Annotated in this window: 13 protein-coding genes and 1 pseudogene; 2 read left to right on the plus strand and 12 right to left on the minus strand. The window is 63.6% G+C overall.

Annotated features, from left to right (window positions below; all coding sequences use genetic code 11):
* Window positions 1–95: 95 nt before the first annotated feature.
* Window positions 96–909 (minus strand): IS5 family transposase gene (locus AC0IW9_RS29155; RefSeq protein ID WP_471651815.1). Its coding sequence is split into 2 segments (ribosomal slippage): window positions 96–545 and window positions 547–909, totalling 813 coding nucleotides; the frame shifts between segments, so codons are not numbered across the junction.
* Between the two features lie 229 nt (window positions 910–1,138).
* On the opposite strand from AC0IW9_RS29155, the gene katG reads away from it, so the two are divergent.
* Complete coding sequence (gene katG, locus AC0IW9_RS29160; protein WP_471651816.1) at window positions 1,139–3,373, plus strand: catalase/peroxidase HPI; 2,235 nt, start codon at window positions 1,139–1,141, stop codon at window positions 3,371–3,373.
* 165 nt (window positions 3,374–3,538) lie between these two features.
* On the opposite strand, the gene AC0IW9_RS29165 is transcribed toward katG, so the two are convergent.
* The 8 genes and pseudogenes from AC0IW9_RS29165 to AC0IW9_RS29200 form a co-directional block, all read right to left on the minus strand.
* Window positions 3,539–3,985, minus strand: a complete 447-nt coding sequence (locus AC0IW9_RS29165; protein WP_471651817.1) for a hypothetical protein — start codon at window positions 3,983–3,985, stop codon at window positions 3,539–3,541.
* Window positions 3,986–4,622: 637 nt separating this feature from the next.
* Entirely contained in the window at window positions 4,623–5,102 is a 480-nt protein-coding gene (locus AC0IW9_RS29170) for a transposase (protein ID WP_471651818.1), read from the minus strand.
* Window positions 5,053–5,439: a transposase gene (locus AC0IW9_RS29175; protein WP_471651819.1), complete on the minus strand. Its 387-nt coding sequence runs from the start codon at window positions 5,437–5,439 to the stop codon at window positions 5,053–5,055. The genes AC0IW9_RS29170 and AC0IW9_RS29175 overlap by 50 nt, the downstream gene beginning before the upstream one ends.
* A 321-nt stretch (window positions 5,440–5,760) precedes the next feature.
* A complete protein-coding gene (locus AC0IW9_RS29180; protein ID WP_471651820.1) occupies window positions 5,761–6,756 on the minus strand; it encodes a catalase family peroxidase in 996 nt (331 codons plus the stop codon).
* 288 nt (window positions 6,757–7,044) lie between these two features.
* Window positions 7,045–8,223 (minus strand): MFS transporter, encoded by a 1,179-nt coding sequence (locus tag AC0IW9_RS29185; RefSeq protein ID WP_471651821.1) that lies wholly within the window; start codon window positions 8,221–8,223, stop codon window positions 7,045–7,047.
* Between the two features lie 229 nt (window positions 8,224–8,452).
* Window positions 8,453–8,641, minus strand: a complete 189-nt coding sequence (locus AC0IW9_RS29190) for a hypothetical protein (protein ID WP_471651822.1) — start codon at window positions 8,639–8,641, stop codon at window positions 8,453–8,455.
* Window positions 8,638–9,273 (minus strand): DNA-methyltransferase, encoded by a 636-nt coding sequence (locus AC0IW9_RS29195; protein ID WP_471651823.1) that lies wholly within the window; start codon window positions 9,271–9,273, stop codon window positions 8,638–8,640. Before AC0IW9_RS29195 ends, AC0IW9_RS29190 begins: the two co-directional genes overlap by 4 nt.
* Before the next feature lie 200 nt (window positions 9,274–9,473).
* Window positions 9,474–9,944, minus strand: a pseudogene (locus tag AC0IW9_RS29200) (MFS transporter); the annotation flags it as partial.
* On the opposite strand from AC0IW9_RS29200, the gene AC0IW9_RS29205 reads away from it, so the two are divergent.
* Entirely contained in the window at window positions 9,919–10,656 is a 738-nt protein-coding gene (locus AC0IW9_RS29205; RefSeq protein WP_471651824.1) for an ATP-binding protein, read from the plus strand. The pseudogene AC0IW9_RS29200 and the gene AC0IW9_RS29205 sit on opposite strands and share 26 nt — an antisense overlap.
* Here AC0IW9_RS29205 and AC0IW9_RS29210 read toward each other — a convergent pair.
* From AC0IW9_RS29210 to AC0IW9_RS29220, 3 genes are all read right to left on the minus strand, one after another.
* Complete coding sequence (locus AC0IW9_RS29210; RefSeq protein WP_471651825.1) at window positions 10,607–11,056, minus strand: response regulator; 450 nt, start codon at window positions 11,054–11,056, stop codon at window positions 10,607–10,609. The genes AC0IW9_RS29205 and AC0IW9_RS29210 overlap by 50 nt on opposite strands.
* A gap of 232 nt (window positions 11,057–11,288) precedes the next feature.
* On the minus strand, window positions 11,289–11,687 hold the full coding sequence (locus AC0IW9_RS29215; RefSeq protein WP_471651826.1) for a response regulator: 399 nt from the start codon (window positions 11,685–11,687) through the stop codon (window positions 11,289–11,291).
* A 232-nt stretch (window positions 11,688–11,919) separates the two neighbouring features.
* A complete protein-coding gene (locus tag AC0IW9_RS29220) occupies window positions 11,920–12,570 on the minus strand; it encodes a sensor histidine kinase (protein ID WP_471651827.1) in 651 nt (216 codons plus the stop codon).
* Window positions 12,571–12,787 lie beyond the last annotated feature (217 nt).

The raw sequence follows: 12,787 nt of genomic DNA on the forward strand, positions 1-12,787 counted from the left end.
AACCATGATCTACGCAGCCATGTCGCGCATCATGCTCCGGCGCATCGCTACCTAATCCGCCTTTCCAGACAGTCAGTCAGTGTCCGTCTCTGAACTTATACGGAACGAGCCAGCCTGCGCGTGAGTAGCATGGCCGAGGCTGCGTAGAGGAAGGCTGTGGCCGAGGCGATGGTGGCCTCGAAATCCTCAGCGAGGCGGCGGTTGCGCCCAAGCCAAGCAAAGCAGCGCTCGACCACCCAACGGCGCGGATGCACGGCGAAGCCGATCTGATCCTTCGGCTTGTGGACGATCTCGATAGCGATGGGGATGGCTTGGGCGACGCGGTCAGCATTGTAGGCCGCGTCGGCGAAGACACGTTCGACGAAGGGAAAGCTGCACCTCGACGCCTGAAGCAAGGGGATCGCGCCATCGCGGTCCTGGATGGAGGCCGCATGGCACTGCAGGACCAGCGGTCGGCCGTCGGTGTCGACCATGGCGTGTCGCTTGCGGCCGTTGATCTTCTTGCCAGCGTCGTAGCCGTGCGGGCCACCGCCTTCGGTAGTCTTTGGCGCTCTGGCTAACGATCACCGCGGCGGAGGGGCTGGCCTCGCGTCCCGCTTGTTCGCGGTCGTGCATGACAAGATGCTGGTTGATGCCTTCCCAGACGCCGCGGTCACGGTAGCGGCTGAACCAGCGATAGACCGTCTGCCGCGGCGGGAAGCAATCCGGCAGCATCCGCCAAGGAATGCCGCCGCGGAGCACGTAGAAGATCGCGTTGACGATCTCCCGCATCGCCCAGGCTGGCGGCCGTCCGATCGGCGAAGGGGGCGGCAGCAATGGCGCCAGCACCGCCCATTCCGCATTGGCCACGTCACTGGCGAAGCGCAGCTCATCTCGTTTATGAAGGGCGCGGGTGGTCGGGGTCCACATCAGGCTGTTCCATCCAACTTGGTCTCGACAACCTGTTGGAATCACAGCCTACCCCGACCACCCAACCCCCATTGCGTTGGCGTTCAGAGACGGACACTCAAACCGGAATAAGAACAGCTGGGAACCACCGTCGCGATGCAGGCGAGCCCGGCACCTTAACCACTTGACCAACAGACTGCCGGTCTATCCTGATTAGGATCGACGTCGGTTTACCTGGGAGGATTCGAACATGGATGGAAACGGTACCAACCCAAATGTGGGCGGTGGCTGCCCCTTCGGACACGGGGCCGGGCAACAGAAAAGCCGCCCGTCGAACCGTCAGTGGTGGCCGGAAGGCCTGAGCCTGACCACCCTTAACCAGCACTCGCCCCGCTCCAATCCGCTTGGCGGCGACTTCGATTATGCGGCCGCGTTTAAGACGCTGGATCTCGATGCGGTCATTGCCGACCTCACCGCCCTCATGACGGATTCGCAGGATTGGTGGCCCGCCGATTTCGGTCACTACGGCGGGCTCTTCATTCGTCTCGCTTGGCACTCGGCGGGCACCTACCGGATTACCGATGGACGAGGCGGCGCCGGCGGCGGGCAGCAGCGCTTCGCGCCGCTTAACTCCTGGCCGGACAATGCCAGTCTCGACAAGGCCCGCCGGCTGCTCTGGCCCATCAAGCAGAAGTACGGCAGCAAGCTGTCCTGGGCGGATCTCTTCGTGCTGGTCGGCAACGTCGCCCTGGAGTCGATGGGCTTCAAGACCTTCGGCTTTGCCGGAGGCCGGGCGGATACCTGGGAGCCGGAGGAGCTGTTCTGGGGGCCTGAGGGCAGCTGGCTCGGCGACGAGCGCTACTCGGGCGAGCGCCAGCTCCACCCCGGGCTCGGCGCGGTGCAGATGGGGCTGATCTACGTCAACCCGGAGGGGCCCAACGGTCAGCCGGACCCGGTCGGCTCCGCCCACGACATCCGCGAGACCTTCGCCCGCATGGCGATGAACGACGAGGAGACGGTTGCGCTGATCGCGGGAGGCCACACCTTCGGCAAGACGCACGGTGCCGGCGACCCGTCCTTCCTGGGTGTCGAGCCTGAGGGCTCGGTCATCGAGGACCAGGGGCTGGGCTGGCGCTCGAAGTTCGAATCCGGCTCCGGCGCGCATGCTATCACCTCCGGGCTGGAGGTGATCTGGAGCCAGACGCCGACCCAGTGGTCGAACCGCTACTTCGAGAACCTCTACAAGTACGAGTGGGAGCTGACGGAAAGCCCCGCCGGCGCCAAGCAGTGGGTAGCTAAGGACGCGCCCGAGGACGTGCCGGATCCCTTCGATCCGACGAGGAAGCGCCGCCCGACGATGCTCACCTCGGACCTGGCGCTGCGCATGGACCCCGCCTACGACAAGATTTCGCGCCGCTTCCTGGAAAACCCGGACCAGTTCGCGGATGCCTTCGCGCGCGCTTGGTTCAAGCTCACCCACCGCGACATGGGGCCCACCGGCCGCTACCTCGGCAAGCTGGTGCCGCGGGAGACGCTGATCTGGCAGGACCCCATCCCGGCACTCGATCATCCGGTCGTCGATGCGGCGGATATCGCCGCGCTCAAGGCGAAGGTCTTAGCCTCCGGCCTCACCGTGCCGCAGCTCGTCTCGACCGCCTGGGCCTCGGCCTCGACCTTCCGCGGATCGGACAAGCGGGGGGGCGCCAACGGCGGCCGCCTGCGCTTCGCGCCGCAGAAGGACTGGGCGGTGAACAAGCCCGCAGAGCTGGCCGAGGTGCTCGGCCGCCTGGAGGCGATCCGCTCGGAGTTCGAGGGATCGGCCGACGGCGGCAAAAAGCTTTCAATGGCGGATCTGATCGTGCTCGCCGGCTGCGCGGGCGTCGAGAAGGCAGCGAAGAACGCCGATGTCGAAGTCACCGTGCCCTTCACGCCCGGCCGGATGGACGCCACGGAGGAATGGACCGATGTCCAGTCCTTCGACGCCCTGAAGCCGGCAGCGGATGGCTTTCGCAACTACTACTGGGACGGATGCTTCATGGCGCCGGAGGAGGCGCTGGTCGACAAGGCTCACCTTCTTCGTCTGTCGTCACCCGAGATGACGGTCCTGGTAGGCGGCCTGCGCGTGCTCGGGACCAATGCGGATGGCTCGAAGGACGGCGTGTTCACGGACAGAGTGGGGGCGCTGACCAACGACTTCTTCGTCAATTTGCTCGACATGCGAACAGAATGGCAGGCGACGGAGGACACCAACCGCTTTCAGGGGCGCAACCGCAAGACGAAGCAGCCAACCCACACGGCGACGCGGGTCGACCTGATCTTCGGCTCACATTCCGAGCTGCGGGCCCAGGCGGAGGTCTACGCATCGTCCGACGCGCAGCGGAGGTTCGTGGATGACTTCGTAGCGGCCTGGAACAAAGTGATGAACGCCGACCGGTTGGACATGCAGAAGCCTGCCGACGCGTTCAGCCAGAAGTTGTCCGCCTAGCCATGGAGCAGCGGCATTTTAAGGAATGCCGCTGCTTCTTTTCTTATGTGCTGGGTGGAGGCGCCAGAACTACGACAAAGGCGCTGAATTATAATGGGAATTTATAAGCTTATGTGATCGCTGAAATTGTTTTCTGCTCGATAATGCTCGGTGTTTCAAAGATTATTATCCTTCCTTATCTATATTGTCGAGGGGAGATGAAGTGCGTCGGAACCGGACAAGGACTTCTACCTGATCCGGTCGCTCTTTAAATGCCTGCCGAAGGATTGCCAAAAGTGTTTCTGGGGAGACATCAAGATCTGTAGGCTCGGATGCTTCCTCATAGATCAAATGAAAATGTGGCCGTGGCACAGTGTCGAAAAGAGGCTCGGCACCAGTGCTTGGTAACTGAACCAATAAACCTGCATTGGTAAGAATTTTGAGTTGACGAAGCATGTCTACCGGCGTGATGGACAACCCACCATTTAAAGCTATGCGTGTTATTTCTCCAAATCCTAGGTGCGTATTTGGTGCATCGCGCAAAACAGTGAGCAACCGAGTAAGTGAGCCTTGATGAGGCAATCCGGCCCTGCGCAGTTCATCGCGCAGCATGGATTGCGACGCTTGGTCCATTTTTACCTCCCCGCCTCGGCATTCACCGCCAATTTTTGAATGTGTAGCTAGATAGGTCGGCTTTTGCACCACACCACATATTGAGTACAAAACGATTTTCGTGAGAAAATTTTCTTTCAGAAGTTCGGATCCTATTAGTGGTCACTTCGAAAGGCCCGCGACCATGTCATCGGACAGCATCCTGTTTCGGTAGCCGCCTTCTACCGACTTCGCTGTCGTCTGGGATGAAGACGATAGCGGCGGCTCAAAGGGCGGCAAGGTGTCCGGGGGTGCTGGCGGGGTTAGCGTTGGAACAGGGAAAGACAACATGTAGGCGTCGTGACGACATTCTGCACCGCGCGACCAACAATGGGTGTTGGGGATGCAGATCGAGCCGGAAACCTCGTTAGTAGTCAGCGCCGCCGCGACAATCTGACCAGTCTCGGCGTCCATGCCGATGTGCAGCTTCCGCCAAGACCGGCGCGTTTTGGTGCTATGCTTCTCCAGCAGCCATACGTCCGCGCCGCGAGTTTCATGTCGGTGCTGTCGACCAGCAGATGGACGGCCTCGTCTTCCCCGCGCAGCGGCCTTGGCGCCTCCAGCGGCCATGTTGCACCGATCAGCGAGACGAACGCAGTAAGCGCAGCCCTGTCTGGGTTCAGACGAGGCGGACAGAGATCGGGCGTGCCAGCTCCAGCATGCGGTTCAGCGCATGGACGGCCACATCCACCTCGGTCGCCCGACGCTGGTCGGTGCGGCAGCGCAGCCCGTCACCGATCACCTGCTTGAACCTGCCGATGGTGGCTTCGACGCGGGCTCGGATGGTGTAGCCAGATGCCTTCTGCCAAGCCGCTCGTCCGTGCTCAGTGATGCACTGCAGGTGGCGGTCCCGCTGCGTCGGCGCACTCTCGGCCGTCTCGCTTGGCACGGCCGTGGATCGCGGCGGTACGATGACCGCCGCGTCCGGATGACGCTCGGCGACTGCGGCAGCAACGCCTTCTTGGTCATAGGCGCCATCGGCGGTGAAGGAGGCAACTGATGTCGCCACTTGGTCGAGTAAGGGGCCGACCTGAGCGCCGTCATCGACGTCATTGGTGGTCAGCGCCGCGGCGGCAATCTGGCCAGTCTCGGCATCCATGCCGATGTGCAGTTTTCGCCACGACCGGCGCATTTTTGGTGCCATGCTTCTCCAGCAGCCACTCGCCCGCGCCGCAAAGCTTCAGGCCGGTGCTGTCGACCAGCAGATGGACAGCTTCGCCTTCCCTGCGCGGCGGCCGCGGCACCTCCAGCGTCTCGGCCCGGCGACATAGGGTGGTGTGGTCGGGTACCGCCAGATCCAGCCCGAGCAGGTGAATGATGGAGGCGATCAGCCCCTCCGTCTGACGTAAGGCTAGACGAAACACGGCCACGCGTGCCGCAGCCTCCCATCTCAGGCCTTCAAGGGCTGCCGCGATCCCCAGCAGGCGCCGCGCCACCCGCAGATCACGCTCCGCCTTCGCTGACCGCCGCAGCTAGCCGGGCGGTAGGTCTTCCCGGATCATCAAAGCCGGCATGGTCCACCCCCAAATGCCATGCTTGCCGATGAATCACCTCCGCCCGCATCGGCTCAAGCCTAAGAGTCAGACCTTCAGCCGCTTCGTATTACTGGCCATGCTACGGTCACCCGCGCCCTGACCAAGCGCAGGGTGCCGACGCCGTGGGGCAGTGGGGTTTGGACCCACCCGACAGTGGCGCGGGTGCTGGCACGAGCGGCCTCCTGAAGTCCCGGCCGGAGTGTACGGACGTTTGGCTTGTCACTATTGAGGCCGCGTCCGCTTCACAAGCGACAGCGCATAGGGTGCCGGCCGAGCGCGGAGCGTCGGATCGTCGCTGAACTCGACCCCGGGCGAATTGGCTAGTGCCAGGAAGCTGACCCGATCGCAGGCGCCCTCGGGCCCAGGTGCGACCTCTGTGACCGTCAGTCGGCCAACGGTCACGCGCTGCCGGTCGTCGGGCCAGGCGGTGGTCGGGTCGTTCAGGTCATCGCCGGCCTGCGGGAAGATCAGCATCATGTCAAAGATGGCAGGCGCCTGGGCGACCCGGCCTCGCATTTCCTCCGCCAGGAAGTCGGCGGGCAAGCTGCGCATCTGCTCGTCGCTGAGGCGCTGCGTGCCGACCACCGGCTCGAATACCCATCGTGCGGGGCGGACCTCGCCATCGGCGCCGCGGAAGCGGAAGGTGTTGACCCCCCAGTAGGGTGTCGTTGCCCAGCTTGCCGGTGGGGCATTGGCGGCGAGCCACCGTCCCTGCAGCGTGGTCTTCGGATTGGCGGCAACGAAGGCGTTGATGGCTTCCTGGTTCGGCCGCCCGGTTGCGGGATCTGGCCGGCGCACACGGAGACCCTCGACCAATGCCTCGGGCGTCGGCGCGCCAAAGATGGGAACGGAGATGTTGGCCATGTCCCAGGGCGTGCCATTGGGCACCTGGAAGCGGATCGAAAGGCTGCGGGTGCTGCGGCTGGTATCAGCGGCCGTAGGAGCGCCGCCGACCCCGAAACGGATAATCGTCGGAATGCGTTGTCCGCCAAAAGCTGGTGAAACCGACAGCTTAGCCCCCTCGGCAGTGCCTTCGAAAAAACCGGCAGCGCAAGTCCCCTTTGGGTGACTTGGACGATAGGTCCGGATCGGACCTTGGACACCCTCAAAGGCTTCGATCACCTGCATCGGTGTGGGTGCCTGGGCGACGGCGGGCGCGGCAACCCCAAGGCTGAGCAAGATAGCGACGATCGGTGCGGCACGAGGGGATGCGAGCATGGGCATGCTTCCTTGGTTAGTTCGTCACGGCACGATGTGGAGACTACGATGGTTCCCGCAACGTGCTGCCGGCAGCACTGATTCACTACGTCGATCGGCTGCGCGTCGAGGGCGTCGTCAGTCAGGCGGCCGTGACTCGAGTGCTGACGGAACGGAGCGTCCCGGCGCCGCGGGGCGAAGCACCATGGTCCTACGACTGTTGCACGCGTGATCGCCCGGGCAAGCCGAGCGTATTTGATCTCGTTCAAGCCTAGATCAGTCCCTGGCTTGCCCGGTCGGGTCCGGCAATCACACGGCATTCTCGGCCGGCGAGTGAGCAACCGGCAGCCTTAGCGCCAGCGGCACGGCCATGGCGCTGAGGACCGCCATGACCCAGAACCCACCGGTGCCATATTCCATGTACAACGGGCCCGAAATCAGCATGAGCAGGGCGCCGGCGAGCCCCACGCCTAAGGACGCATGCAGCGCCTGCGCTGTCATCGCCAGCCGATCGGGCGCAATCCGGCCGAGGATCGCCATCGCCGCCAAGTGCTGCCCGGCATAGGTGAGCCCGTGCAGGGGCTGCGCCAGCACAGCTATCCCGACCGAGGTATCCAACGCCATCATCGACCAGCGCAGAAGGCCAGCCGCGCCGGCCAGGGCGCATAGCCCGGTGGGACCGAGCCGGACGAGCAGTCGCCTGCCCAGCAGAAAGAAGACCAGCACCTCGGCCATCACTGACAGTGACCATAGCCACCCGATGGTGCCCGGCGTCAGCCCCGCCGCCTGCCAGCCCAGCACGGCGAAGCCCAGCGAGAAGGCATGGCTGCCCTGGATCAGACCGGAAACCAGCAGCAGGCGGCGGAATGCCGGCATGGCGAGAACGGCGCGGATCGGCACCGTCGCAGCACGTGCGGGTTGCACGGAGGTCTGGGATGCAGGTTTGGGCAGCAACAGCGCCGCGCCTGCGGCCAGGCCGAACAAGCCGGCATTCAGCCACAAGGCGATATCCGGCGTACCAGCCTGCTCCACCGCGAGGCCGACGCAGATGCTGCCGGCGATGAAGGCGGCGGCACCGGCACCGCGGACCACCCCGTAGTCGATCCGGGGACCACGGCCCTCGGCGCCGGCCGTGGCGGCGCGCACCGTAAGAGCATCCGGTAGGGGCCCCATCGGGCCGGTCGCAGCCGCATGCAGGATGCCGACGAGCAGCAGCAGGGCAAAGCCTGTGGCGAGGCCATAGAGCAGCGCGGCCACCGCAGCCCCCAGTAGCACAGCCGCCAGAACCTGCCGCGGCGCGTCGTACCGATCCGCCAGGGCGCCCGCCAGCGGCATGGCGAGCAACCGGACGCCGATGCCAATCCCCAACAGGAAGCCGACCTGGGAGGCGGAGGCGCCATGCTCGGCGAGCACCGCGGGGAGGAACGGGCTGAGGACGCCCCAGCCGAGGAACAGCGGGATGAACAGGGCGAGATACCGGCCGAGCACTGGACGATCCGCCGCTGCTGCGCTGATCACGTTCGAGGCTGGACCTGGCATAGTTGCGGGTACCATCGTTTAGGGAGAGATCGGGAACGCAGCAGAAAGATATTCGGGCAGCCGGCCTGCCCCTTGTTCAACACCGACCAACGGTCGTCGGTCGGTGGTGAACAGGACCGAACCCGCGCTATGCTTCCTCGGGCACAGCTGTCCCAGCCTCAGTGGCCCGGCGATCGCGTCACTGTTCAATGATTCGTAGCAACTCGGCGTCGCTCAGCTCATGGCTGGGCGCCATGCTGACCTGCACCTCGTGCTTCTCCCGACAGCCGGCCCAGGCTTTCATCCAGAAGATCGCCGCGGCGGTGTTCTGCCCGGAGGTCACCACATGAAACAGCGACCGCGCCACCTTGGCCGTGGCCTCGATCAAGCCGCGGTCCAGCTCCTGGCGGAAGTGCTTGCGGAGGGTCTTGTCGTCGATTTCGAGATGCGTGGCGATATCCGCCTGCGGAATGCCAATATCCAACATCGCGCGGACCAGAGTGCATGTGCGCTCGTTGGCTCAAACAGCGCCGGCATGCATGGCCTCCTACACACCCGCTGGGTGGCCATGGTGGCAAAGGTCAGGCCCGAGCCCTCCAGCGTCGCCTGCAGGCCGGTGAACGCCTGCCAGCGGGCCAGGGCGACGTCCACATAGGCTGGGGAAAGCTTGATGGTGTGGCAGGCGCGGCCCTCCGTCTCGGCGGCGATCAGGGTGGTGCCTGAGCCACAGAAGGGCTTGTAGAACGCCTGGCCGGGGCTGGAGTTGTTGCGCAGCGGCCGGGCCATGCAATCGACCGGCTTTTGGGTGCCATGGGTGGTGGTGGCATCCGGGCCGCGGTTGGGGATTGACCAGAGCGTGTTCTGCTTGCGATCGCGGCTCCAATGGCCGGTGCCGCGGACGACGTACCAACAAGGCTCATGCTGCCAGTGGTAGTAGCCGCGGCCCGTGACCAGCCGCTCCTTGGCCCAGATGATCTGGGCGCGGACGGCAAAGCCCGTCGTGGTGAGGCTCTCGGCCACGGTGCCGGCGTGCAGGGCGCTGTGCCAAACATAGGCGACCTCGCCGGGGAAGGTGGGAAATCCACCCAGCCATAGGGCAGGGAGGGGGACAAGACCAGGCGGCCGGAGCGCACGGCCTTCAGACTGCGCCAGACCGGATCGGCCTGGGCGAAGGCCGGGAAGTCCGGCTCCATGCCGATGACCCAATCGGGCTGGGCACTATCATTTTGATGTCTTTGGTAAAACATGGCGACCAGTACAAACGAGACCACCGTGAGCGCAGCGGTGGCGTAAATCGCCATCGGCCAGCCATTGGTCGCTGCCAGCCAGCCCAAGGTGAGCAGCGCCAAGCCAAGGCCCACAGGGAACGAGTAGATGAAGATGGCCATCGCCAGCACGATTTGGCGGCTTCCGGCAAACCAGTCGGTCACCATCTTGGCCATGAGCACGTTAAGCAGCACCGACCCCATGCCGGAGATGAGGCGTCCGATAGCCAATCCGGTGAAGTCGCGGGCCAGACCCACGAGGACCGCTCCCACCGCCATCACCACCAAGCTCAGCAGTACGACCCACTTGTCGCCGAGCCATCTGCCGATGAGACCTGCGGGAATCGTCAGCGCGATGCCGGGCAGGAAGTAGAGGCCAATGAGGGTGCCAAGGTCGACCATGCCGGAGGGTGGTGCTATCCGCATCGAGATGGATAACTGCTGGCTCGACCCGATTGATGCTCGGGAGCGCGGCCTGCCGAGCGGCCAGTACGTCAACCTGCGTGTGTCGGACACCGGCTGCGGCATGGCGCCCGAAGTCATCGCCAAGGCATTCGAGCCGTTCTTTACGACCAAGCCTATCGGGGTCGGCACCGGTCTTGGCCTTTCCATGGTGTATGGCTTTGCCCGCCAGTCCGGTGGTCATGTTGACATCAGCTCCAGGGTCGGCCGGGGAAGCGTGGTAACGCTGTACCTGCCACGCTATGGCGGGGTGGTCGCGGAGACCGAGCAGGCAACTCCAACCCATGACCTGGCTGCCGCATCGCACAGTGGCCGGGTACTGGTGGCGGACGATGAGCCGACCGTGCTGATGCTGCTCAGCGAGACGCTCTGCGAACTGGGCTACCAGGTGCTTGAAGCCCAGGACGGGGCTTCGGGCCTGGCGGTGTTGCGCTCGGGTGAACACATCGACCTGCTGGTGACCGATGTTGGTCTGCCGAGCGGAATGAACGGGCGCCAGGTGGCCGATACGGCTCGCACCATGCGGCCAGACCTCAAGGTGCTGTTCGTCACCGGCTACGCCGAGAACGTCGTGCTCAGTGGCGATGTCCTCGACCTCAGGGCACGCGTACTAACGAAACCCTTCGCTATGACCGTTCTGGCTGACCGGGTGCGCGAACTAATTGCCCTGGCGTGAGGATGTCCTCAGGTGAGTTTGCCCTTGGCCGCACCCGGTCGACCGCTGACAGCAGCTCTGTGAAGTTGATTGGCTTGTGCAGGAGCATCATGGCTCCGGTCCCGCCGCCAAGACGCCGGAGGGTGCTGAGGCCACCAGCGGGTGGCGCCCCGGTGACGACGACGACTGGCAACTCTGGCCGGTCGAGCCGCAGGGCGTGAATGAGGTCCACTCCCGTCATGTGCGGCATGTTGAGGTCTGTCACCAGAACATCGAACTCGGCGTTCTCGCGGCGCGCCTCCACCAGCGCGGCAGCACCATCTCCGACCATGGTTACCGCGTATCCCTCGCCCTCCAAAGCATCGACCAGCGTCATGGCGATCAGGGTCTCGTCCTCGGCCAGTAGTATGCGAAGGCTCACCCCGGTACTCCCCGATGCAGGCACCTGGTGACCTATCATGACAATACTCCACCATCTCAACACAACCCAAACTAGAATTTGTTAGGTCGGTTGTAGCATAGGGCGCGTGCGGCCGTTTCATGAGGGGAATAGCGGCGTATATCTTGGCTATAATCTAAAGTTGATTTTCTGGCTGAAATTTCGGCTGATTTCGTTATGCCGAATGCCACTGAAGACCGCTGACTTTGGTAAATTAAGCGACGCCAGTGCTGGATTGGATAGCATCCTGGAGGCGTTGCAGTAGGCGGTCGGTCTGGAGTGGTTTGTGGAGTCGTGCCGTTGGCCCACCTAACCCGCGGAGGTCTGCTGCGGGGTCGCGGGGCGAGTAACCGGTGACGACCACGACAGGCAGGCCGGGCCATAATTCCCGGAGCCGGGTAATCAGGGTTCCGCCCTGCATGCCTTCGATAAAATGCAGGTCGATGATGGCCGCTGCGGCTGGCTCATGCCAGGAGCCCGCCTCCTGCAAAGCCATGGGGGCATTGTCGGCGAGAATGGCTTGATACCCGGCGTCGATCAGCATCTGCTCGATGTCGAGGGCCTGCATCGCTTCATCTTCGACTACCAGCACGCGCTGGCCCGATTTGCCCATGGTGGTTTTCCGCTCCTGGCAGCCTGCATCAGACCACAGGAGAGATGCACCGAGGTAACGGTATACTCAACTATTGATTGTAATTCTACGAAAGTTCAGGACGCTGGTGGTTTTACTGCCACACCTGCGATTGGCGTAACCATGGGACGTCCCAATAGAACTCCCAGAAATGAAACGGATTGGCAGCGAACAGGGTGCCAGTCTCTCGCCAATCCTGATTTAGTCTCGCCCGTTAGCCAGCCGGTCGAAAAAACAGGACAGCATCCACGCCAGTCGTATTGAAGGCGACCGTTACTGCGCCACCTGACCCGAGGTCACGTGGAATGACACGCTCCAAGATCTTGAGACCGAGGCCGGTATAAGCAGGCGGTCCTGGGAGAATAGGGCCGCCGCTCTCAGTCCAGCGTAACGACGCCATGCCGTTTTCAAGCCGCGTGCACTGTACCCGGACGCGCCCGGCCGACTGCGACAGGGCACCGTACCTGACAGCGTTGCTAGCAAGCTCATGCAGGGCAATGATGACGGCCTGGGCTTGGCGGGGGCTCAGGGCGATGGGCGGCATGGGGTCGATCATAAACGCGGCACCGTGGTCGGCTTGCCAGGGAGCACCGGCCTGCCTCCAAACCTGTTCAACAGCAACATTCTTCCAGCCGAGCTTTGCCAGAAGTTCATGACTACGAGAGAGCGCTGCCACACGGTCGAGGAAGTCCTGGCGGGTCTGGACCAGGTCTTTGCTGTTCCCACGCAAACTTAGAGAAGCGAGCGATTGAACTGTCATCAGGGTGTTTTTAACCCGATGATTGAGTTCTGCCCCCAAGCTGTCCCGCACGGTCTTCTGGCTGGCAAGGTGGTCGGCTAGGGCCTCCACTTCCCGAAACCGCAATGTCGAGACCTGCCGGTTTTCTGAATTGAGCAGGCCTTCGATGGCACCTGCGATGCGGTTTCCAAGCCAGATGGCGGCGCCAAGCCCGCCAAGGGTCAGTGCGGCGCTGAAGGCGGTGAGCTTGAGCAGGGCGTTCTGTAAGTGTCCATCCGGGAACAGATCGAGTTATCTGAATCGGTTGTGATTGGCTTCCGGGGGCGGGTGGAGGAAGAAGGGC

It is taken from the genome of Belnapia sp. AC561 (assembly GCF_979252845.1).

What these genes read in the sequence shown, in the direction of transcription:
- katG (WP_471651816.1), top strand. Translation starts at nt 1,139, where the DNA reads ATGGATGGAAACGGTACCAACCCAAATGTGGGCGGTGGCTGCCCCTTC.
- AC0IW9_RS29165 (WP_471651817.1), bottom strand. Translation starts at nt 3,985, where the DNA reads ATGGACCAAGCGTCGCAATCCATGCTGCGCGATGAACTGCGCAGGGCC.
- AC0IW9_RS29170 (WP_471651818.1), bottom strand. Translation starts at nt 5,102, where the DNA reads ATGGATGCCGAGACTGGCCAGATTGCCGCCGCGGCGCTGACCACCAAT.
- AC0IW9_RS29180 (WP_471651820.1), bottom strand. Translation starts at nt 6,756, where the DNA reads ATGCTCGCATCCCCTCGTGCCGCACCGATCGTCGCTATCTTGCTCAGC.
- AC0IW9_RS29205 (WP_471651824.1), top strand. Translation starts at nt 9,919, where the DNA reads ATGCCGGAGGGTGGTGCTATCCGCATCGAGATGGATAACTGCTGGCTC.
- AC0IW9_RS29215 (WP_471651826.1), bottom strand. Translation starts at nt 11,687, where the DNA reads ATGGGCAAATCGGGCCAGCGCGTGCTGGTAGTCGAAGATGAAGCGATG.